This is a genomic window from Acinetobacter portensis (assembly GCF_010646905.1).
GTDB classification, from domain to species: domain Bacteria; phylum Pseudomonadota; class Gammaproteobacteria; order Pseudomonadales; family Moraxellaceae; genus Acinetobacter; species Acinetobacter portensis.
The window spans coordinates 1-21,451 of record NZ_JAAARQ010000003.1 but is presented as its reverse complement, the minus strand read 5'-3'; the positions used below and the strand labels follow the sequence as shown (position 1 = coordinate 21,451).

Below are 21,451 nucleotides of genomic sequence, written 5' to 3'. Positions count from 1 at the left end.
GTGTTCCTAACGCATCTATCATTCCTTGTAGATACTCACACTCTCTGTTAAGCAGGGTTGATCATGTCACCATGATGCCCGTTTCAGTGTCGCCCAACTATTCAAAATTATTTATTTAGAATTCAGTACCCATTTCATAGGGCTAAGTTCTGAAATTCGCAGAACGGGTCAAAAGATGGGGTCTCACCATCTAGTGCCCTTCGCAGCCGCACCAACTACCTTTCGGACGTATGCAGCTACACGGTCTTTAGTATGCGATGGCTGTCGCATACACATAGAAACAACAAGACAAAGTTTTAGAAAATTTCACTCACTGAACGGCTAACTCAGGAAAGTTTATTTCATATTTGGCAGTCACAAAATTAGCAGAGCCACAGTGAAAATCAATGCAAATAGCTGGTCCACGTCCATCTGACAGGAACTCTTATTTATGCAAAGGCCACTGCCATTGCGTTTGCGCAGAAATTGAAAAGCAAAAAGCTCTCAATGTTTTTGTTTTTAATGCTAGACTTTTATAGTTGTGCCACTTTTATGAAAAAAGGATGAAAAGTGATCATCTATACGATTAAGACCACAGACTGCCTGCAAGCCATTTTGAACTGTGTCAGTATTGCAAAAGCACAATTTTGGATGAGTTCAACAATTGAAGAATCTAAGTTGACTTCAGTTTTATCGAAGATGATTGAGAAGTATGATTTGCATCAAACTGATCAAGCACGCAGAACAAAATTAAGAAAAGGCCAGCCAGTCTGGAGTCTGGTTCTACATTATGAAGTGGCTGAAAAAGGGGTAAGATTCTGGTTGTTTTGTACCGGTTTTCGAAACAATCAGCGTAGTAAAAAAGACTGCACAGATCAGATTAAAGCACTGAATGAGCAACTGAAAAAGACTGAGCATTTGAAGTGTGTGATAACTGAAAATTTAGATGAGCTGATTCGATTTAAAGACTATGTTTTGGGTCAATATATGGTGTATGACGGACTGCAAGCCGGTATTAATAAGCAGTATTTTTCACCGTATAAATTCGGTCTAATTGATCAGAATGTAGCGATGAATCAAGCGACGATAAATTTGTCATTTCGGTCAATTGATGATGTTGATCCTCAACGAGGAAAGCTCGATAGTATTCAGCGAAATTTTGGTTTTTTATTTTATGCAGCGCAACAGCGACCACAATATTTGGGCCTGAAAAAAACTGATGTGATTGCACAATTGCGCAAAATTTATGGCGTCACTGTTGATGAAACGGCATCCTATAATATGTTGATGCAACAGCTGTTTAAATATCATCGTCGAATTAGTCAGCGTTATTTAGATACTGTACAGAGTAATGTAGAGAAAAAAGTAACATTAACTTGGTACTTCGATCAGTATTATTTGAATCAATTCAGTCATGAATTACGCGCTAAATTGAAGGATATCCCAACGCGTCGATATTTGTTTGAAGATTCGATGAAGCGATTATATGCGAAAGCTAATTTTCACGGTGTCAGACATCAAATTGGTGAAATAAATTCTCGTGTTAGAAGATTAGTTCAAAATAATTATCCAGATTTTTACGATAAAATTGAATGGCCGAAGAACCTACATTATGTGCGTTTTAGCCCGAAAAAATATGAGAATTTAGAGCAGTTTCATGCAGATTGTATGCAGCTAAACGCACTTGAAAAGTATTAATCATGCTACTTCGAGTATGATGATATTACGATCAAAATATGAAGAAGAATGATGATGAAGCACTTGGGATTTGTTGGAAAAAGCACTGAATATGTTGGATATACTCATATTGAAATTATCAACAGTTCTCTGCGATTTTCTTTTAACGTTGCATCTAACAAAAATCTAGATGAAGTCTTTAGAAAAGTCATAGAAAATAATTATGATTTATTGATGTCGACCTCGGCAGAAATTTCATTTGAACTTGAGCCTGAAACAATTGAAAAGGTCGAAAAAGTGATTAGAGCGCAAGGGATTGAGATGGAAGAATTTATACAAGAGACGCTGATTAAGTTCATCAATCAAAATTCATCGGACCCTGTTAACGTATGATCATATTGATACAAATCTGGATAGTGTAAAAAGTTAAAGCAATAGAGTGTTTTATGCAAAAAGATAATGTGTTTTTTAAGGATTTTTCTAGTGGTTTTATTGTTGCCGGTCTAGCTTTTACTGTCTTTTTTGCGACGGCTCTTTTTTTTGAATTGGCCATAGGTTCAGTATTTAACGTTGAACCATCTCAAGACCGAATTTCCTTGGTCGTTGGATTTTTTATGGCGGTCGGAGTTGGCTTTTTTCTATTTTCAAAAAATAAAATAGGCAATAAAATCGGTGGTATCACTGTAGCATCAATACTTTCAGCGGTTTTTATTAGTTTGAAATTCTATTATTTTTAAAAAGGTTTAAAATGAAAAAGTATGGCGTTGAGATTGTTGATCGTCCTAAAATTAAGCCGATAAAGGAGTTTGATTTATCTGGAGTGAAAGGTGAAAAGATCATTAAATCACTGACAGAAAAGATATTAATTCGCCATGAAAAAGCTTTTAAACGTTTGCAGGGGATGTAATGGAAGTAGCAGATAATGATTCAAATACAGAGATATTAATTGAAGTGAGCGTTAGTTTGCCGATTATAGAAGTGATCACAGATGATGACATTATAGATTTCGTTGAAGATGATGGCGGTTATTGAGAGAAAAACTTCATATCAAAACTATGCAAAAGGTCGATTTCAGCCAAATTTATCACATCAAAACTATGCAAATATCTTTTTAATTGTATTTATTACATTAAAAAATTCTGTATTAATATTAAGGTATTGATTTATTTTAATATTAAAAATATTTTTACTGAAATTAATTCCACTCGTGATTCCATTTTTTTTAGAATTTTGAACAGCTAATTTATTATTATTTTTTAAGCATATGATTTATAAAATTATTTTTTTTATTTAATAGGTTTTTTAATAATTTTTTATTACTGAATTACTTTTCCACTAATTAAAAAGTTGAATGAGATAGCAATGGACTCATTCTAAAATTAGACATTTTACTTTGGAGAAACTGGACATTTCTATTTGGGGCTTACAATCGGGTGTTATTCACCAATTAAAATGTCTATGCGATAAACCATTTAAAATGTCCTGTTTTTAACCACAAGAGTCAAGCACAGGATTTAACTTTCTTTGTTCAATAATGGCTTTCTGAGCTTTACGACTCGGCATACTTTTCTTGGATCTAGAGCGTTTGTTTTGCTTATCCAGTTCTTCATGCTGTTGCTGAATATGGGCTAGAACTGAACCTAATCTTTTATTCTCCACCACTTCATTTTGTTGTAATCCAAGCAGTTTATTGAAGATGCTGTAGTTAAGCTTTCTTCCCTTATGCATCATGGCCACAGTCCCATCTGGGTATTCCAAGAATGCAATGTGCTGTCCTATGAGCGTTTGATTTAATTCTGTCGGCTCAAGTAGGTAAATACATTTGTCATAGCTAATCGTTAGGCTCTTCGTCACTTTACGTGGTTCTTGCCAGGTAAAAATATCATCTAGTTCAAGATTAGATTCCGTTAAGGGCCGATGTAAATTCTTCGGATTTCTCGCACACTTGGCAAACTTCTGATTGAACTGCTCAATAAAGCAGGGCAGCCATGTATTGGCTTCTGCAATGCTATTGATACCTTCAAGGCGCATCTCTTTAATCAGACGATCCTGAAGGGTTCTATTGGCGCGTTCTACGCGACCCTTGGCCTGTGGGGAGTTGGCGAAGATAATATCAATATTTAACTCATTCAGAATTCGACCAAACTGAGTCACCTTCGTTTGTTGTGTACTACTTTGATTCACCCTAAATACTGAATGTTTGTCGCTATAAAAGGCCAAAGGCTTGCCGTATTGTTCAATATAGGCTCGGGTTGAAAGCATATAGTCAAAGGTCGTTTCAGCCTGACAGAAGCGCAGATGTAACAGCTTGCCCGTCGCATCATCGATATAAACCAGCAAGCAGCATTTAGCAGCCCGACCTTCAAACCAGTCATGATATGAGCCATCAATTTGAATCAACTCACCGAGACAATCACGGTTATAGCGCGGTTGATATGGACGTTTCAGGCGTTTGGAGCGTGGAATCCATAGCTCATTAGCCGTCATCCAACGCCGAATCGTTTCTACTGGGATAGTCAGGTTAAACATACTGCTGAGCTTCTCATGCGCTAAGGTAGGACCAAAGCCCAGCAGATGTTCAGAAATAATGGAAAGACATTTTGATTTGACCAATTCATCATGGCGATGATGACCAGCTTGACCACGACTAGCATGGGCCATAGCTGAAACACCATCTTGATTGAGCTTCTGCAATAGTCGGGTAATTTGACGAGTTGATAGGTTCAGAATTTCAGCAGCACGGACTTGGGTAATACGATGATCTCGAACGTCTTGCAGGACTGCAAGACGTTGAATTTCTTTATTAGACATAGTGATTAGCATCTATATTTATATCCAGTCCATGATGATAAAAACCATCATAAACCAGACATTTTTATTGGTGAGAATATAGACACTTTAAATGGGTTTTAACATCGGGGCTTCGTATAATCCGTATTATGTTAATTTTAGCTTTTCTCTATAATTACTATCTTAAGGCCCACTACCAAATTCTGTAATTAGCCAATCAGATTGAGGAGATTGTTTCACAAGAGTAATAAATAAAATATAGTCACCTACTGGACTACCAGCATCATCTATATGGACGACTTTAACTTTTACCATCACTGAAATAATTTTATAAAATTCTTGATAATACTCAGGTCTACTTTCCGCTGAATCATAATTAATCCTTACTACTTCTAAAATTTTTGAGTCTTTGAAAGAGAGAAACCTTTCAGAACTTTTTAAATCTTCATGTAATCGCGCATCTGGCCAAACATATTTGATTGCTGATTCTAGATCATGTTTAGCAAGTGAATTAAAGAAAAGTATTGTTGTCTGTGTTGCCATCTCTTTATCATGATTTAATTTCTGTTTGTATGAATTAATGATTAGAAGTAGACATAGACCTACAAGTAAAATTCCTAATTTTATAAATATTTTAGACATTATAATTTCACTTTTATCTTTCGAAAAAACGCATAACCGACTAAAAGACACATAAGCCAAAATAAATAATCAAGAATAAAATATAAAAAAATGAATTGATCTATTCCTATAATAATATTTAAAGGATCTAGCGCTATACTACCGCCTGGAGATATTTCACCATCTACTAAAAACTGTAATGGAAATCCTCCTCCTATAACTTCAACTTTTCCAAGCTTGTCTACAACTATCCGGTCTATCAATGTATATTTCTGATGAAACAAAGACAAATAAGTCAAAACAAAAGCTAATATATTGAAATATATTATTTTTTTCTTTAATAATTCTTTAACTTTAAAATCAGTTAAAAATAACCAATAAGACAAGCCTGGAATTAGAGCCATAAAGATAGTCCAAGTGTCGGTATACATCTTCCACCATTCTTTCGAAACTTCTCCTGTATGGCTCCATCCAAAAAGAACAAAAAATGGCATAGCAATAATTAAAGAGCTAATACAGATAGTTAGCAAATTAAGAATACTATAACGATTTAAAAGAATTGAGACCATAAAGCTAAAAGGTACTGTCAAAATACTATAAGCTAAGTAAACAAGACCATGCCCTGCAAAAACCACAAAAATTGAATATAGACTATATTCACGATTCATTATGATAAATAGCAATGCTGTGAAAAAAAGTAGTGGTAAAGGAGCAAGTAATAGGGCTTTTACTATTTTTTCTTTTGAGTATTTCATTAACTTAATTCTCTTATTTACTCAATAATTATTACACTATATCAACTCTTGGAAAAAGCGTTGAATGAGCCTATTTAATTGGTGAATAATATAATTTAAAGTTTCTTTGATGCTTTTTCTATTGATGTAACAACATTCTTATTTAAAAACGTAGGTAATATGAAAAATAATAGTAAGTTGATTTATTTAGTTATTACGGCAATCGTAGTAGCTTTTATTGGATTTTTTATTTTTGCCAAAAAAAGTGATGATGTACATAGTAAAGAGCTGATGGAAACTCAAGAAAAGATCAGTTCCAACCGTAATACTCTTAATGCTAATGACGGTATCACTAACAATGCGCCCAATCTCCCTCATGGAATGCCTCCTAAATGGGTAAAAAGTACGATTACTATTAATGATAGCCCTACATATTCACGAGAAGATAAAATCCATAAGCTAGTTGATTTGTTGAAACAAAATGAATCGAACCCTGATGCATTAAGTGTAATTCTTGTATCCCTAACGAATTTAGACCCAATTGAAGCAGCAGACGATATTATTCCTTATTTAAAGGATACGAACCCAAAGGTTCAAATTTTGGCTCTGGGTGCTCTTAATAATGCTTCGCTACTCACTCAGAAAGAACATGAGATTAAGGGTTCACTGCCAGAGAATGAAGCTGTTCGTAAACGGATTATTGAAGCCGTTAATGAGCTTAAAGTAGATCCAAATACGTCAGATGAAGTAAAGAAAGTATTAATTGCCACTTTCCCATAGATAAATCCTTCTTTAAAAGGCAAATAACAAATGATTTTATAGAGCATTCTTAATTCACTATTCAGCGGAAAAACATACCCACTTAACATAATGGCGCTTATACGAAATTCACATGTAAGTCCCAAATAGAAATGTCCGGTTTCTCCAAAGTAGAAATGTCCGCTTTTAGAATACTCAACTAGAGATTTTCTTAGCGGACGATTTAATATGTTGGTGTCTATGTCGGATAAAGAACTTAAACGATTGTCAGTCTTACAAGAAGTCTGTGATCGACGCATAACGCAATCTAAAGCTTCAGAGCTTTTACAACTCTCAGAACGCCAGATCCGGCGCTTAATTCAAGCCTATAAAGCTCACGGTCCCGCAGCATTGGCTCATGCCGGTCGTGGTCAATCGAGTAATTCTAAGCGATCAGAAGAACTAAGATTACACTGCCTGACTATCATTGCAGAACAACTCTATGGTTTCGGGCCGACCCTAGCACATGAAAAGCTTAGCACTGTACATGGGTTGGATATTTCAGTGGAAACGCTACGTTGCTGGATGATTGCAGCTGGCTTATGGATTCCACGCTCCAAACGCATGAAACGCCCATATCAACCCCGCTATAACCGTGATTGCTTGGGTGAACTCATTCAAATCGATGGCTCATATCATGACTGGTTTGAAGGAAGAGCCGCTAAATGCTGTTTACTGGTTTATATTGATGATGCGACCAGTAAATTACAGCACTTACGTTTCTGTGAAACAGAATCAACCTTTGATTATATGCTTTCGACACGCTGCTATATCGAACAACATGGCAAGCCTTTGGCTTTTTATAGTGATAAACATTCAGTATTTAGAGTGAATCAGAGCAGTAAACAAGAAACTAAAATAACGCAGTTTGGACGTGTGCTGAGTAGATTGAATATTGATATTATCTTTGCCAACTCCCCACAGGCCAAGGGTCGTGTAGAACGCGCCAATAGAACCCTTCAGGATCGTCTGATTAAAGAGATGCGCCTAGAAGGTATCAATAGCATTGCAGAGGCGAACGCCTGGTTGCCCTGCTTTATTGAGCAATTTAATCGTAAGTTTGCCAAAGTGGCATCGAATCCCAAAGACCTACATCGCTGCAGCACTGAAACCCCTCAGGAATTAGATAGTATTTTTACTTGGCGGGAACCACGTAAAGTCAGTAAAAGCCTCACCATTACCTACGATAAGTGCATTTATATTTTAGAAAATATTGAACAAAACCATACTTTGATGGGTAAATATATTGAGTTCTTAGAATATCCAGATGGTACGGTTGGCATTGAGTATCAAGCAAGAAAGATCAATTACAGCATCTTTGATAAATTAAGTCAGCTGAATCAGCGAGAAGTAGTTGAGAACAAGCGTTTAGGGTCTGTCTTAGCGCATATTCAACAACAGCATGAGGAATTAGAACAACAAAACAAACGTAATCGCTCTCAAAAAATGCCAAGCAGACGTGCACAGAAAACAGTAATTCAACAACGAAATATAAATCCTGCGCTTGACTTAGAAATGTCCTTATAGGACATTTCTATTTGGTTATTAGGTAGGACATTTCTACTTTGGAATAACATCACATGTTAGAACCCATTTAAAGTGTCTATATTCTCACCAATAAAAATGTCTAGTTTATGATGGTTTTTATCATCACAGACTGCATATAAATATAGATGCTAATCACTATGTCTGACAAAGAAATTCAACGTCTTGCAGTCCTGCAAGACGTTCGAGATCATCGTATTACCCAAGTCCGTGCTGCTGAAATTCTGAACCTATCAACTCTATGGTGTGAGCAGAATAAGATTGAACATGTATTTACTCAGCCAAGCAATCCACAGCAAAATGCTTATGTTGAACGATTTAATCGTACAGTTCGATATGAGTGCTTAAATCAGTATTTATTTCGAGAGCTGAGTGAAGTTCAGGACTATACAACGACATGGCAACACTTTTATAATCATGAACGACCTCATATGGCAGTTAATGGTTGTCCACCTCATTTTAAACAACAATAAGGGCTTTGGTTTTTCTACTCATTAACTCAATTAAAAATGGGGGTATTACCGTTAAATGGACCTAAATTCCTTAATGCGACAGAACCGATGAATTAAACAGTCAGAACTGATTGTAGCGACAATTAAAAACTGGTTGTAAAAGCCTTGAACTAAAAGTGAATTTTCTGTTTATGATCTTTTACAATATTTAGCCATGCTCTAGTTGCAGGACTCATTGCTATAGTCGTATTCCAGGCCATACTTAAAGTCCAATTTAAACCTGGATTTTCCAATACGGCAGTGTTGAATTTTTCCTGATCGAATTGCTGGCAATATATTTGAGGAAGTAATGCGATTCCCATATTTGATTCAACCATTTTTGCAATAAAGTCCCATTGACTGCTTTTACAAACAACTTTAGGTTCAAAACCTACTGTATTTGCTGCTTTAATAATCATACTATTCAAAGTAAAAGTATCAGAAAATAATAGAAAGGATTCTTCTTTTAATTCAATCAAATTGACTGTTTTTCTATTTCTCCACTGTGAATCTTTTATGGATAGTAAGCACATTGCTGAATCAACAACCAGGATTGACGCAAAAGTCGGTCGAAAATTACCAAGTAAAATACCAACATCAATACGTTTATCTGCAATTGCTTCCTCAATACTATTTGAGCCTACCTCTAAAAAACTAAGCTGTATATCCGGATGTTGCTTATGAAATAAGGCAATAAGTGAACTAAATAAGACAGAACCTAATGGTGGTAAACCTAAAGTCAGTTTCCCCTTTTTAAGTAACTGAACTTGCTCAATCGTGTTATAAATTTTTTCATGTTCTGACAATATGTTTAATGCATGCTGATAAATCAGTTCGCCTGTATAAGTTAGTACGACTTCACGTTTTCTTCCTGCTGCACCCTTTTTAAATAGTGCTGTTCCCAACTCTTCTTCTAAGCTCTTAATGATCTTACTTAAAGTCGGTTGCGTCATAAACAAGTGTTCTGCAGCCAAACTAAAACTTTGGCTATTGACAGTTTCAACAAAAATTTTAAGGGATTTTAGATCCATAAATCATCCCAATATAGAATAATAATTATAAAATTATTCATAATTTAGCATATGTTCAGCATATAAAATTACCTTATCTTCAAAATCAAACTGTGATATCAATGCCCGTACAAATCGAACATCCGACCCGATTTAACTATTTCAGTAAAATCATTTTGCAAATCAGTTTATTACTTGTTTTCTGGTGGATTGGCAGCATACTTCAATCCTTATTTAAACTTCCAGTATCTGGTGCAGTGATCGGGCTTTTTATTGTTTTGACAGGTTTATTGACCGGATTTTTTAAACTTGAATGGATCAAGAGTGGCTCCGATTTTATTTTAGGTGAGTTGGTTCTATTCTTTATTCCCTGTTTTGTTGGACTAATTAAATATAAACATCTTTTCTTAACAGAAGGCTGGCAATTAATCCTTACTGTTATTCTGGGAACCATTTGTGTCATGGTGGTTACAGCATATAGTGTACATATTGGCTTTAAATTTGAAAATAAAATCAAAAATCATCGCTCCCAATCTCTGCGTAATATAGATCTGGATGGAAAATAATCATGACTTTAATTGCCATTGTTTGTCTGATTGCAACTTTACTGTTTTATATTATCGCAAAAAAAACCCATCAAAAATATCCTTATCTGATTTTATCACCAGCGATACTTCCCCCTATCCTTCTGATTATTTTAATATTATCTTTGAATATATCCTATGATACGTATATGCAAGATAGTCAATGGATTGTCTGGATGTTAGGCCCTGCAACAGTCGCTTTTGCCATTCCAATTTATGAATACCGTGAAATAATCAAAACACATCTACTTTCTATTAGTATGGGCGTAGTGATGGGGATGCTAGCAGGAATGATCAGTTCATTTTATCTGGCTAAGCTGTTTAATTTTGATCAGTCAACAACCTACAGCTTAATGGCGCGTTCCATTTCGACACCTTTTGCAATGGAGTTGAGCAATCATATAGGTGGCTCTGTCGAACTGGTTATTTTGTTTACCATGATTACTGGTATTATAGGCATGATCATTGGTGATACTGTGCTAGGCGCTTTACCGTTAAAATCTCATTTTGCCATGGGCGCATCTTTGGGCAACGCAGCACATGGATTTGGAACGACTAAAGCCTATAGTCGTGATAAAGAAGAAGGGGTGATTGCCAGCTTAACAATGGTGCTTGCTGGTATTTTTATGGTTTTGGTAGGTCCTTTTCTGGTTCATCTGCTTGTATAGTTTTGTTCTGTCGCATTAAGGAATTTAGGTCCATTTAACATAATGGGCCTTATGCGAAATAGCTTTGTAAGTCCCAAATAGAAATGTCCGGTTTCTCCAAAGTAGAAATGTCCGCTTTTAGAATACTCAACTAGAGATTTTCTTAGCGGACGATTTAATATGTTGGTGTCTATGTCGGATAAAGAACTTAAACGATTGTCAGTCTTACAAGAAGTCTGTGATCGACGCATAACGCAATCTAAAGCTTCAGAGCTTTTACAACTCTCAGAACGCCAGATCCGGCGCTTAATTCAAGCCTATAAAGCTCACGGTCCCGCAGCATTGGCTCATGCCGGTCGTGGTCAATCGAGTAATTCTAAGCGATCAGAAGAACTAAGATTACACTGCCTGACTATCATTGCAGAACAACTCTATGGTTTCGGGCCGACCCTAGCACATGAAAAGCTTAGCACTGTACATGGGTTGGATATTTCAGTGGAAACGCTACGTTGCTGGATGATTGCAGCTGGCTTATGGATTCCACGCTCCAAACGCATGAAACGCCCATATCAACCCCGCTATAACCGTGATTGCTTGGGTGAACTCATTCAAATCGATGGCTCATATCATGACTGGTTTGAAGGAAGAGCCGCTAAATGCTGTTTACTGGTTTATATTGATGATGCGACCAGTAAATTACAGCACTTACGTTTCTGTGAAACAGAATCAACCTTTGATTATATGCTTTCGACACGCTGCTATATCGAACAACATGGCAAGCCTTTGGCTTTTTATAGTGATAAACATTCAGTATTTAGAGTGAATCAGAGCAGTAAACAAGAAACTAAAATAACGCAGTTTGGACGTGTGCTGAGTAGATTGAATATTGATATTATCTTTGCCAACTCCCCACAGGCCAAGGGTCGTGTAGAACGCGCCAATAGAACCCTTCAGGATCGTCTGATTAAAGAGATGCGCCTAGAAGGTATCAATAGCATTGCAGAGGCGAACGCCTGGTTGCCCTGCTTTATTGAGCAATTTAATCGTAAGTTTGCCAAAGTGGCATCGAATCCCAAAGACCTACATCGCTGCAGCACTGAAACCCCTCAGGAATTAGATAGTATTTTTACTTGGCGGGAACCACGTAAAGTCAGTAAAAGCCTCACCATTACCTACGATAAGTGCATTTATATTTTAGAAAATATTGAACAAAACCATACTTTGATGGGTAAATATATTGAGTTCTTAGAATATCCAGATGGTACGGTTGGCATTGAGTATCAAGCAAGAAAGATCAATTACAGCATCTTTGATAAATTAAGTCAGCTGAATCAGCGAGAAGTAGTTGAGAACAAGCGTTTAGGGTCTGTCTTAGCGCATATTCAACAACAGCATGAGGAATTAGAACAACAAAACAAACGTAATCGCTCTCAAAAAATGCCAAGCAGACGTGCACAGAAAACAGTAATTCAACAACGAAATATAAATCCTGCGCTTGACTTAGAAATGTCCTTATAGGACATTTCTATTTGGTTATTAGGTAGGACATTTCTACTTTGGAATAACATCAAAAAGCCAGTGCATACAACTGGCTTTTTAGTGTCACGTATAAATATAAGACTTGGTTTGAGCATACACAAACCAATGTTCCACGGCTTCTAAACCATTGATTTTAGGTTCAGAATTTTGGCTGCCATTACGTTACTTTAGGGTGTACTCCAAGTTTACAATTTCTTAAAAATCGTCTTTTCTACGTACATGTACCCGATTTATAGGCGAAGCCGAACACTATTAAAACGACGAATGCGAGGAAGGCTGTGAGGCTAAAAATCGTATTACTTTGCTTTGTAATTTCTTGCTTATAGTCCTTTTCGGCTATTGAGAACTTATCTATTTCAGCTTGAAGAGTGTCCAAGTGTTTTGAGGCTTTTTCTAACTTTTCTGTTTGCTGTCCATTTTTAAGCGATAGCTCAATCCTGTGCTTGACTGTTGTGGTTAAAAATAGGACATTTTAAATGGTTTATCGCATAGACATTTTAATTGGTGAATAACAGCATCTAATAAGTGTAATTAAATCAGTAAATTGAGATCCACTAAAAATTTTAGTTTGTATAAACTTGATTTTTTAGTGGATCATTCACACGATAAGCCTGTTTCTTAACCATTTTTAGAAATTTTTCATTAGCTAGAACAAACAATCTAATTCATTATTAGATATAGGAGTTTTTACGTAAGTTAAATAACTTACGTAAGTTGCGCATGTTATTTAACTTCACTTAATACTGCTTGTTGTAGGTCTTCTTTCGATAGTTTCTGCAATTGGTGTAAAGCTGCTTTCAAAATGACTGAACGATTTGCTTTGGCTACTCTAGAATCTATCAATAGATCATCAATTTCTTTGCTAACGTCTTCTGTTAGTGAAAACGTAAATCGACGATATACCTGTTGTGAACACTCTAATTTTTTTACACGCTTAGTAGAGCCACTAATGAAGTCCTCAATTGTTTGGTCTGTAGATTTAGATTCCTGAGCTGATTTTGTTAAACCTTTAAGTGCCATTAAAGTTCTCCCAAAAATTCTAATGCGAGTTGCTCAATTTCAATTATGGCTTTTTTATCTGTATTAACTTCAAATACAGAAAGTCCATTTTCATCAGCATCATCATATACATTTCGATTTGTCGTAAATTGATTCAATGGAGATAGACCAAAAGACTCGCATGCATCTTTTGCATCAAGAATTCGCTGAACCTGACTAGGTAGAGTAGGACATTGAGTAATTACTGCCCGAGTGATTAAAGTTGGATTCACTGCTTTAGCTAATTTAATAAGTTGCTCGACGTGAACTAAGGTTTTTAGATCACGACGTTTAGGACGAAAAGGTAAAAGCATGTGGGTGGCAATAGTCATCGCAGAGCGTAAAGCTTCTGAATCTTGCCCACCAGCATCAATAATGATGTCCTGATATCTTTTAGATAAATCATCTAAAACTTGTCTGATATTTCCTGCTGCTTGAACAGAAGGAATATTCTTAAGATCTAAGTTTTCATCACGCTCTTTGACCCAATCTGTTGTAGTACCTTGAGGATCTGCATCAAGTAATAAAATGTCTCTTTTATGTGATTGTAAATAAACCGCTAAATTTTGTGCGAGGCAACTTTTTCCAGAGCCTCCTTTTTCACCGCCAACTAAAATAATCATAATATTTTTATGTAACTTACGTAACTTATTTAATTATTGATTATATAAAGTTTCTGAAATAGATCAATAGTTCGAGATAATATTAATTACGTAACTTGTATAAGTTGCGTAAGTTATTTAAATAATTATTCTTTTTTATAGCTTTAGGTTATTTATTTTGGATATTTTTTTGATTAAAAAACGAACAAATAGATTTTAAAAAAATCTAAAGAGTGAAACTTTTTTTCAAAAAGAGTGAAACTTTTTCCGGATGAAAACAGATAGAAATCATTTACATGCAGAGATGGTCGAAAATTTGGTGAAACTTTTTTTTAAAAAGAGTGAAAGTTAAATTATTGATCAGAAAAAGAAAAACCCCAAAATGCCTTGCAACATTTTGGGGTTTCGCTTTATATTCAGCGGTACGCAGTTATTTGATGGTAAGAACATCGAATAACGAAGATCATAAGGTTTGGCGACCGTTATGATTTCACGCTAAGGCTTGTACCTGAACTCCATTTTCACAGCAAAATGCGTTTAGTTCAAGACCTAAAATGAAAAGTCTTCGTTAAATCAGTGTTTTTAATCATCAAATAAGTTCCCAAGATCGAGCTTTGCCCGCTTCTGCGTGTCCGTTTTACGGTCGGCATGCAGTACGTGTGGTAGGAATAAGTGTCACTGGCGTACTGTAGCTATAGTCGAAAGGCTAAACCGCTACAGGGGAACTTCACATAAGCGGAGCGTTGGGAGTAGTTGCATTAGACTGTTAAGTTGCATGTTGGGGAAACCCTCGCAGAGATACAGCTGTGTAACGACAGGGAGCGCGTGGAGAGAGGTGCAAAGCCTTTAGTCCTTGTCTGCATAGTTAGCAAAGCTATGTGCGGATACGACCGATGCGTGGCTCCGTCAGCCCAATCAGGTTATTCGGCAATACTTAAGGGATGATGATTTTTTTCAAAATCACGCCCTTAGGGTGAGTATTGCCGAAACTCACTCAACGTTCACCATCAGCCCCAAGCGAAGCGACGGCTGTGGTGATCTTGAGAGAGTGAGTGCATTTGTTTTTAAGGCTTTTGATTTTATTTGAGTATATATTTCTGTATAGTTTTACTGAACGAATTGCTGTATATTAAAACTATACAAAGGATGATTTTTTGTGATTGTAGATTTTAATCATAAGGGACTGGAAAGATTCTTTAAAACCAGTTCTACAGCAGGCATTCAGTCTGTTCATTCAACTAAGTTAAAAAGACAGTTAACTGCTTTGAATGAAGCTCAAAACATTGATGAAATGAATTTCCCAGGGTGGAAGCTTCATCCTTTGAAAGGGAAGTTAAAAGATCATTGGGCAATTACTGTGAATGCCAATTGGCGTATGACTTTCATTTTTAAAGATGGTAATGCGTATATCGTGGACTATCAGGACTACCATTGAGGTGAATATGATAATGAATAATCCAGCTCATGCAGGTGAGTTAGTTTCAGAATGGTTAGATGGTTTAAAAGAAGAAGGACAAGCGATTACGATCACAGAACTTGCTGAACGTATCCAAGTGACACGCCCATTACTTTCTCGAATTATTAATGGTAAAGCACCAGTGACGGCAGATGTGGCTTTACGTTTGCATGATGCTTTGGGAATCAGTGCAGATTTGTTAATGCGTGTTCAATCGAAACATTCACTTTGGATGGAATCACAAAAACAGCGTCCGCAGATTCAGCCATTTTTTGTTAGTTGTTAATTTTATGGTACTTATAAACTGAAGAAAAATTTCTTTTGACGAGCGCTAAGGCGCTCTATATCTAGTCCTAATGATTTTAAAAGTTTTGAAAAAATAACTATTTTTTTATGATTAATTTCTTCTTGTAATTCACTCATATTACAAGCATCTGAAAATGATGAATTATATCCATTAGATATATACTTTATATCTTGAATTACATCGGAAAAATCTTTCTTATTTTTAAGATTTTTATTCAAAGAATCATATATATCTAATTTATTATTAATTGTTTTGAAAACTGAATTAGGTATATATGATTTGAATCTATTGCCACTATATCTGAACTCTAATCCCAAAAAATCAACTGGCTTGTTTTTGAAAATATTAGTTTTTCCTTTATCTTCTAGAGGTGGAATTTCGAGACCAATTTTTTTTAATTCTTCTCTTACTAAATCTAAATATTTTAAAGCTTCTGAGCGAGATGAGCAAAATAGAACTAAATCATCGGCATATCTTACATAAGGTATCTTTTTATCATTCATCAAAGTATCAAATTCATAAAGATATAAGGATGCAAGGAATGATGACATTGGCATGCCTTGTCTAATGCCTTTTCCCCTTTTTAATTTTAAAAACTCTATTTCTTTAGCACCGATTAATTCAGTTTCTTTAAGTCTAGTATCAACTTTAATAATTTTTTCTAATATGAAATTTATTTCAGATATGTTTAGTTTTTCTTCGATATTTTTTTTCATTAATTTACGGTCTAAATTATCAAAGAATGCAGAAATATCCGTTTTTAAAACAAATGGATATTGATTTCTTAATTCTAAGGCCTTTACTCGTGCAGCTATTGCACCGGCTTCACTGATCTTGGATGAGAAATCATAATTAGTAGCTAGTATATATTTATTCTTATGATGTTCTTTTATATATTTTAAAAGAAGTTTTTGAACTATACGATCTTGTATTGTAGGAACGCATATTAATCTTAGCGAACCATCTGGTTTGTCCATTAAAATTGGATGTAATGGTTGAGGGGAGTAATTTTTTTTAGATAAATTATCTAGAAGTTCAACTAAAATTTTTTCTTTATTTAGATTGAACTCATTAAATGATAGATATTCAGGATAGTACTTAATATTTAATAAGTAAAAGCGTTGTTTATTAAATAGATTAAAAAAACTTTTAATAAAATTTTCTTTAATATAATCATGGAATGTCATTAACTTTTTCTCTGTATGTTCACAAGGCTACCCATACAGTTACGAAGTGATTCTACGCATATCACCATCACCGCTGTTCACTAATTTTTCGATGAACGTATAGCATCCTGTCAAGGACTCTGCTGAAATATGTGTGATGTGCTGTACTCGGGTCGCATCATTGAAGTTTTTGCCGTGTTTTGGCAGCGCTTCAGAATTTTGCGAATCAACCGATTTTTCATGATTAATAGCTATATATTTATAGCATTTTACATAGTCATTTGTCAAGCATGATATTGTAACAAAACATGACAGTAGCATTCCGATGCTAAAAGGGCTAATAAATAACACCATTATCATGGTTAATATCATTACTGCCGTAAATATGTTCTGAAATAAAGTCATACTATGCTGATTCTGTTGTGCCTTCATTATTGCAGCCTCCGAATTACTGTTGGATTCCTCTCTAAAAATGGTAGCAAGAGGAACGAGGATTCTACGCATATCACCATCACCGCTGTTCACTAATAACTCGATGAACGTATAGCATCCTGTCAAGGACTCTGCTGAAATATGTGTGATGTGCTGTACTCGGGTCGCATCATTGAAGTTTTTGCCGTGTTTTGGCAGCGCTTCAGAATTAACAAGATGAATATAATCTATAATTAATCAAAGACCTAGGACTAATTATTATAATTTTTAGATTTATATAGTTTTTAGGTTACATTTATCTTTTATAAGATAGATTTTTTAGAAAATCTAAAATTAATATAATGCACGTTATGCGAAATTCTTGATCAATAAACCATATCTTTCAATTATTTAGCCTAAGAAAAAAAACCCATTCGTCGCCGAATGGGCTTTTTAAATGATTCATCACGTTCCACGCTTAATTAGTGAGCAATGTTTCACAACTTTAATTAGATCAGCTTGAAAATAGCGACTCTTCAAAAATATTTGTAAAACGTGCCATAAACTTATTTAAAATATCCGAATAGGCTTGTTCTAAGAAGTTGCTCGTAGACACTCGCTTTATATCTGTCACTGAGGGGCTTAAATTCGCGATTTTTAGCCTGATTAGAGTTTTTATAGGAGGGGGTGATTTATTTAAATAAGTGGCCTTAGAGCGCAAATCAGCGCAAAAGGAAAGGCAGCCTCCTATGGAGGCTGCCTTTAGTGTTGATTTTTAAGTGTACAACCCACTAAGCGAACATGCTCCTTGCCGAGCCTCTATTTTAATTCACGCTTGGTATGAATTCGTAGTTATCAACTTACGACATCTTCTCAGGAATGAGGAAGCGAATCTATGACAATTCCTTGAATGCTAAGTAACGGCACTCAGATCAATATCAGACATAGACAAACTTCAACTGCAATTTTAGTTCCGCAGTCAGGATTTCCTATAACACTTCACCGCTAGTTTTCTTTCGATCACATCGTTGCTGCATGAAATGCCAACAGCAGATTCGTTCAAGCCAAGGCTTGTCGGAACCAACTTAGATGTTTAAAGGCGCAAACCTTTACGGAGCCACCGCAAAGTTTCTTAATAGTTAATTACCAATATATAAAATTAATAGGATTACTAATCCGATTAATAATAATGTTAATCAGTTTTCACTCGCGCCAATAGGTTGATAACGTTTCATAGTTATAGAAGTTGCCACACCTCACCTATAAAACTTTGTCTTTGTTTCTAGATATACACCGTATTGCCTTTCGTTCATTTACCGCTTACGTTTTTATTCGCTCGAAGTAAACTAATTAATCTAAATCCAATACAACAAATTCAAATTAAACCTAATAAGCAACTCTCCCTCTCTTATTAATCAAACCTTATGCCTTCCTCTAGTGAAGTTTTCAGTTCGAAAGCCTATATTATGGAACCACCATAAATAATCATCGACTTAAGAGATTCCCACTTTAGCATTAACAGTCTTTGTCATTTTTAAATAAAATAAATCAACTTTTAAATAAAAATAACGATCAGTACGCCCATCTGTTCCACGCAATATTAACTATTCCTGTTTTTTGAGGTAAGAGTTCCAAAAACCCTCATTATTAGTCAATATCAAGCTTCATTACAGGTAGAGCACTTGATCAACGCAAAGCAACATGCTTAATCTTCTATTGAAGATCTCCAACGTGTCACCGTTACTGGCTTAAGCTATCCATAGACCTTAACAACCGACTGAATATGTCATCGACGACAAGTCAATTCAGTCAATCGTTAAGTGCCGATCAGTCCAGATTTCTCCTCATGACCCTAACATCTCACGATGCTCTCATAAGCCCACCAGTGCGCAACGCATACCGCCCTTTGAAGGAATTGAAGCGGTAAACGTGTGTTCCTAACGCATCTATCATTCCTTGTAGATACTCACACTCTCTGTTAAGCAGGGTTGATCATGTCACCATGATGCCCGTTTCAGTGTCGCCCAACTATTCAAAATTATTTATTTAGAAATTCAGTACCCATTTCATAGGGCTAAGTTCTGAAATTCGCAGAACGGGTCAAAAGATGGGGTCTCACCATCTAGTGCCCTTCGCAGCCGCACCAACTACCTTTCGGACGTATGCAGCTACACGGTCTTTAGTATGCGATGGCTGTCGCATACACATAGAAACAACAAGACAAAGTTTTAGAAAATTTCACTCACTGAACGGCTAACTCAGGAAAGTTTATTTCATATTTGGCAGTCACAAAATTAGCAGAGCCACAGTGAAAATCAATGCAAATAGCTGGTCCACGTCCATCTGACAGGAACTCTTATTTATGCAAAGGCCACTGCCATTGCGTTTGCGCAGAAATTGAAAAGCAAAAAGCTCTCAATGTTTTTGTTTTTAATGCTAGACTTTTATAGTTGTGCCACTTTTATGAAAAAAGGATGAAAAGTGATCATCTATACGATTAAGACCACAGACTGCCTGCAAGCCATTTTGAACTGTGTCAGTATTGCAAAAGCACAATTTTGGATGAGTTCAACAATTGAAGAATCTAAGTTGACTTCAGTTTTATCGAAGATGATTGAGAAGTATGATTTGCATCAAACTGATCAAGCACGCAGAACAAAATTAAGAAAAGGCCAGCCAGTCTGGAGTCTGGTTCTACATTATGAAGTGGCTGAAAAAGGGGTAAGATTCTGGTTGTTTTGTACCGGTTTTCGAAACAATCAGCGTAGTAAAAAAGACTGCACAGATCAGATTAAAGCACTGAATGAGCAACTGAAAAAGACTGAGCATTTGAAGTGTGTGATAACTGAAAATTTAGATGAGCTGATTCGATTTAAAGACTATGTTTTGGGTCAATATATGGTGTATGACGGACTGCAAGCCGGTATTAATAAGCAGTATTTTTCACCGTATAAATTCGGTCTAATTGATCAGAATGTAGCGATGAATCAAGCGACGATAAATTTGTCATTTCGGTCAATTGATGATGTTGATCCTCAACGAGGAAAGCTCGATAGTATTCAGCGAAATTTTGGTTTTTTATTTTATGCAGCGCAACAGCGACCACAATATTTGGGCCTGAAAAAAACTGATGTGATTGCACAATTGCGCAAAATTTATGGCGTCACTGTTGATGAAACGGCATCCTATAATATGTTGATGCAACAGCTGTTTAAATATCATCGTCGAATTAGTCAGCGTTATTTAGATACTGTACAGAGTAATGTAGAGAAAAAAGTAACATTAACTTGGTACTTCGATCAGTATTATTTGAATCAATTCAGTCATGAATTACGCGCTAAATTGAAGGATATCCCAACGCGTCGATATTTGTTTGAAGATTCGATGAAGCGATTATATGCGAAAGCTAATTTTCACGGTGTCAGACATCAAATTGGTGAAATAAATTCTCGTGTTAGAAGATTAGTTCAAAATAATTATCCAGATTTTTACGATAAAATTGAATGGCCGAAGAACCTACATTATGTGCGTTTTAGCCCGAAAAAATATGAGAATTTAGAGCAGTTTCATGCAGATTGTATGCAGCTAAACGCACTTGAAAAGTATTAATCATGCTACTTCGAGTATGATGATATTACGATCAAAATATGAAGAAGAATGATGATGAAGCACTTGGGATTTGTTGGAAAAAGCACTGAATATGTTGGATATACTCATATTGAAATTATCAACAGTTCTCTGCGATTTTCTTTTAACGTTGCATCTAACAAAAATCTAGATGAAGTCTTTAGAAAAGTCATAGAAAATAATTATGATTTATTGATGTCGACCTCGGCAGAAATTTCATTTGAACTTGAGCCTGAAACAATTGAAAAGGTCGAAAAAGTGATTAGAGCGCAAGGGATTGAGATGGAAGAATTTATACAAGAGACGCTGATTAAGTTCATCAATCAAAATTCATCGGACCCTGTTAACGTATGATCATATTGATACAAATCTGGATAGTGTAAAAAGTTAAAGCAATAGAGTGTTTTATGCAAAAAGATAATGTGTTTT

General features: G+C 35.6%; 22 protein-coding genes and 2 pseudogenes. 15 read left to right on the top strand and 9 right to left on the bottom strand.

The window, feature by feature from the left end; all coding sequences use genetic code 11:
• The first annotated feature begins 549 nt into the window (after nucleotides 1-549).
• From GTK57_RS14550 to GTK57_RS14820, 5 genes are read left to right on the top strand one after another with little or no spacing between them, the layout of a single operon-like run.
• Complete coding sequence (locus GTK57_RS14550) at nucleotides 550-1,677, top strand: hypothetical protein (protein ID WP_152872898.1); 1,128 nt, start codon at nucleotides 550-552, stop codon at nucleotides 1,675-1,677.
• 48 nt (nucleotides 1,678-1,725) lie between these two features.
• A complete protein-coding gene (locus tag GTK57_RS14545; RefSeq protein ID WP_228720345.1) occupies nucleotides 1,726-2,049 on the top strand; it encodes a hypothetical protein in 324 nt (107 codons plus the stop codon).
• A 53-nt stretch (nucleotides 2,050-2,102) separates the two neighbouring features.
• Nucleotides 2,103-2,393, top strand: a complete 291-nt coding sequence (locus GTK57_RS14540) for a hypothetical protein (RefSeq protein ID WP_152872897.1) — start codon at nucleotides 2,103-2,105, stop codon at nucleotides 2,391-2,393.
• 11 nt (nucleotides 2,394-2,404) lie between these two features.
• Nucleotides 2,405-2,563, top strand: a complete 159-nt coding sequence (locus tag GTK57_RS14535) for an acetyltransferase (protein WP_152872895.1) — start codon at nucleotides 2,405-2,407, stop codon at nucleotides 2,561-2,563.
• Nucleotides 2,563-2,688, top strand: a complete 126-nt coding sequence (locus GTK57_RS14820) for a hypothetical protein (RefSeq protein ID WP_267313488.1) — start codon at nucleotides 2,563-2,565, stop codon at nucleotides 2,686-2,688. Before GTK57_RS14535 ends, GTK57_RS14820 begins: the two co-directional genes overlap by 1 nt.
• 456 nt (nucleotides 2,689-3,144) lie before the next feature.
• On the opposite strand, the gene GTK57_RS14530 is transcribed toward GTK57_RS14820, so the two are convergent.
• The 4 genes and pseudogenes from GTK57_RS14530 to GTK57_RS14765 form a co-directional block, all read right to left on the bottom strand.
• Entirely contained in the window at nucleotides 3,145-4,479 is a 1,335-nt protein-coding gene (locus GTK57_RS14530; RefSeq protein WP_163123966.1) for an ISNCY family transposase, read from the bottom strand.
• Between the two features lie 150 nt (nucleotides 4,480-4,629).
• Nucleotides 4,630-5,088 (bottom strand): hypothetical protein, encoded by a 459-nt coding sequence (locus tag GTK57_RS14525; protein ID WP_005804943.1) that lies wholly within the window; start codon nucleotides 5,086-5,088, stop codon nucleotides 4,630-4,632.
• Complete coding sequence (locus GTK57_RS14770; protein WP_227505690.1) at nucleotides 5,088-5,381, bottom strand: hypothetical protein; 294 nt, start codon at nucleotides 5,379-5,381, stop codon at nucleotides 5,088-5,090. The genes GTK57_RS14525 and GTK57_RS14770 overlap by 1 nt, the downstream gene beginning before the upstream one ends.
• A 30-nt stretch (nucleotides 5,382-5,411) precedes the next feature.
• Nucleotides 5,412-5,822, bottom strand: a pseudogene (locus GTK57_RS14765) (hypothetical protein); the annotation flags it as partial.
• A gap of 159 nt (nucleotides 5,823-5,981) precedes the next feature.
• On the opposite strand from GTK57_RS14765, the gene GTK57_RS14515 reads away from it, so the two are divergent.
• The 3 genes and pseudogenes from GTK57_RS14515 to GTK57_RS14505 form a co-directional block, all read left to right on the top strand.
• A complete protein-coding gene (locus GTK57_RS14515) occupies nucleotides 5,982-6,581 on the top strand; it encodes a HEAT repeat domain-containing protein (RefSeq protein WP_163124819.1) in 600 nt (199 codons plus the stop codon).
• Between the two features lie 219 nt (nucleotides 6,582-6,800).
• Complete coding sequence (locus GTK57_RS14510) at nucleotides 6,801-8,126, top strand: ISNCY family transposase (RefSeq protein ID WP_171522146.1); 1,326 nt, start codon at nucleotides 6,801-6,803, stop codon at nucleotides 8,124-8,126.
• A gap of 254 nt (nucleotides 8,127-8,380) precedes the next feature.
• Nucleotides 8,381-8,617: pseudogene (locus tag GTK57_RS14505) on the top strand (integrase core domain-containing protein); the annotation flags it as partial.
• 149 nt (nucleotides 8,618-8,766) lie between these two features.
• Here the strand turns inward: GTK57_RS14505 and GTK57_RS14500 are convergent.
• Nucleotides 8,767-9,666, bottom strand: coding sequence for a LysR family transcriptional regulator (locus GTK57_RS14500; protein WP_039624396.1), 900 nt, complete (start codon nucleotides 9,664-9,666; stop codon nucleotides 8,767-8,769).
• A gap of 101 nt (nucleotides 9,667-9,767) precedes the next feature.
• Between GTK57_RS14500 and GTK57_RS14495 the strand changes: the two genes are divergently transcribed.
• From GTK57_RS14495 to GTK57_RS14485, 3 genes are all read left to right on the top strand, one after another.
• On the top strand, nucleotides 9,768-10,211 hold the full coding sequence (locus GTK57_RS14495; protein WP_061519780.1) for a CidA/LrgA family protein: 444 nt from the start codon (nucleotides 9,768-9,770) through the stop codon (nucleotides 10,209-10,211).
• Nucleotides 10,212-10,213: 2 nt separating this feature from the next.
• Nucleotides 10,214-10,897, top strand: coding sequence for an LrgB family protein (locus tag GTK57_RS14490; RefSeq protein ID WP_152872912.1), 684 nt, complete (start codon nucleotides 10,214-10,216; stop codon nucleotides 10,895-10,897).
• A gap of 171 nt (nucleotides 10,898-11,068) precedes the next feature.
• Complete coding sequence (locus tag GTK57_RS14485) at nucleotides 11,069-12,394, top strand: ISNCY family transposase (protein WP_171522146.1); 1,326 nt, start codon at nucleotides 11,069-11,071, stop codon at nucleotides 12,392-12,394.
• Nucleotides 12,395-13,138: 744 nt separating this feature from the next.
• Here GTK57_RS14485 and GTK57_RS14480 read toward each other — a convergent pair.
• Nucleotides 13,139-13,435, bottom strand: coding sequence for a hypothetical protein (locus tag GTK57_RS14480; RefSeq protein WP_163124813.1), 297 nt, complete (start codon nucleotides 13,433-13,435; stop codon nucleotides 13,139-13,141).
• A complete protein-coding gene (locus GTK57_RS14475; RefSeq protein ID WP_152872904.1) occupies nucleotides 13,435-14,076 on the bottom strand; it encodes an AAA family ATPase in 642 nt (213 codons plus the stop codon). Before GTK57_RS14475 ends, GTK57_RS14480 begins: the two co-directional genes overlap by 1 nt.
• Before the next feature lie 1,135 nt (nucleotides 14,077-15,211).
• Here GTK57_RS14475 and GTK57_RS14470 point away from each other — a divergent pair.
• Nucleotides 15,212-15,490 carry a type II toxin-antitoxin system RelE/ParE family toxin gene (locus GTK57_RS14470; protein WP_163124810.1) on the top strand — a complete coding sequence of 93 codons (279 nt, stop codon included), beginning with the start codon at nucleotides 15,212-15,214 and terminating at the stop codon, nucleotides 15,488-15,490.
• A gap of 13 nt (nucleotides 15,491-15,503) precedes the next feature.
• A complete protein-coding gene (locus GTK57_RS14465; RefSeq protein WP_180101614.1) occupies nucleotides 15,504-15,797 on the top strand; it encodes a HigA family addiction module antitoxin in 294 nt (97 codons plus the stop codon).
• Nucleotides 15,798-15,808: 11 nt separating this feature from the next.
• Here GTK57_RS14465 and GTK57_RS14460 read toward each other — a convergent pair whose 3' ends face one another.
• A complete protein-coding gene (locus GTK57_RS14460) occupies nucleotides 15,809-17,005 on the bottom strand; it encodes a reverse transcriptase domain-containing protein (protein ID WP_163124807.1) in 1,197 nt (398 codons plus the stop codon).
• 39 nt (nucleotides 17,006-17,044) lie between these two features.
• On the bottom strand, nucleotides 17,045-17,509 hold the full coding sequence (locus GTK57_RS14455) for a hypothetical protein (protein WP_228720346.1): 465 nt from the start codon (nucleotides 17,507-17,509) through the stop codon (nucleotides 17,045-17,047).
• Between the two features lie 2,367 nt (nucleotides 17,510-19,876).
• On the opposite strand from GTK57_RS14455, the gene GTK57_RS14450 reads away from it, so the two are divergent.
• Both GTK57_RS14450 and GTK57_RS14445 read left to right on the top strand, forming a co-directional pair.
• Entirely contained in the window at nucleotides 19,877-21,004 is a 1,128-nt protein-coding gene (locus GTK57_RS14450) for a hypothetical protein (protein ID WP_152872898.1), read from the top strand.
• Between the two features lie 48 nt (nucleotides 21,005-21,052).
• Nucleotides 21,053-21,376, top strand: a complete 324-nt coding sequence (locus tag GTK57_RS14445) for a hypothetical protein (protein ID WP_228720345.1) — start codon at nucleotides 21,053-21,055, stop codon at nucleotides 21,374-21,376.
• Nucleotides 21,377-21,451: the final 75 nt, after the last annotated feature.

Bases quoted from the DNA above. Each gene is read 5' to 3' on its own strand.
- GTK57_RS14820 (WP_267313488.1), top strand. From the start codon at position 2,563: ATGGAAGTAGCAGATAATGATTCAAATACAGAGATATTAATTGAAGTG.
- GTK57_RS14465 (WP_180101614.1), top strand. From the start codon at position 15,504: ATGAATAATCCAGCTCATGCAGGTGAGTTAGTTTCAGAATGGTTAGAT.
- GTK57_RS14530 (WP_163123966.1), bottom strand. From the start codon at position 4,479: ATGCTAATCACTATGTCTAATAAAGAAATTCAACGTCTTGCAGTCCTG.
- GTK57_RS14525 (WP_005804943.1), bottom strand. From the start codon at position 5,088: ATGTCTAAAATATTTATAAAATTAGGAATTTTACTTGTAGGTCTATGT.
- GTK57_RS14445 (WP_228720345.1), top strand. From the start codon at position 21,053: ATGATGATGAAGCACTTGGGATTTGTTGGAAAAAGCACTGAATATGTT.
- GTK57_RS14495 (WP_061519780.1), top strand. From the start codon at position 9,768: ATGCCCGTACAAATCGAACATCCGACCCGATTTAACTATTTCAGTAAA.
- GTK57_RS14490 (WP_152872912.1), top strand. From the start codon at position 10,214: ATGACTTTAATTGCCATTGTTTGTCTGATTGCAACTTTACTGTTTTAT.
- GTK57_RS14540 (WP_152872897.1), top strand. From the start codon at position 2,103: ATGCAAAAAGATAATGTGTTTTTTAAGGATTTTTCTAGTGGTTTTATT.
- GTK57_RS14510 (WP_171522146.1), top strand. From the start codon at position 6,801: ATGTCGGATAAAGAACTTAAACGATTGTCAGTCTTACAAGAAGTCTGT.
- GTK57_RS14545 (WP_228720345.1), top strand. From the start codon at position 1,726: ATGATGATGAAGCACTTGGGATTTGTTGGAAAAAGCACTGAATATGTT.
- GTK57_RS14535 (WP_152872895.1), top strand. From the start codon at position 2,405: ATGAAAAAGTATGGCGTTGAGATTGTTGATCGTCCTAAAATTAAGCCG.
- GTK57_RS14460 (WP_163124807.1), bottom strand. From the start codon at position 17,005: ATGACATTCCATGATTATATTAAAGAAAATTTTATTAAAAGTTTTTTT.
- GTK57_RS14515 (WP_163124819.1), top strand. From the start codon at position 5,982: ATGAAAAATAATAGTAAGTTGATTTATTTAGTTATTACGGCAATCGTA.
- GTK57_RS14475 (WP_152872904.1), bottom strand. From the start codon at position 14,076: ATGATTATTTTAGTTGGCGGTGAAAAAGGAGGCTCTGGAAAAAGTTGC.
- GTK57_RS14500 (WP_039624396.1), bottom strand. From the start codon at position 9,666: ATGGATCTAAAATCCCTTAAAATTTTTGTTGAAACTGTCAATAGCCAA.
- GTK57_RS14480 (WP_163124813.1), bottom strand. From the start codon at position 13,435: ATGGCACTTAAAGGTTTAACAAAATCAGCTCAGGAATCTAAATCTACA.
- GTK57_RS14485 (WP_171522146.1), top strand. From the start codon at position 11,069: ATGTCGGATAAAGAACTTAAACGATTGTCAGTCTTACAAGAAGTCTGT.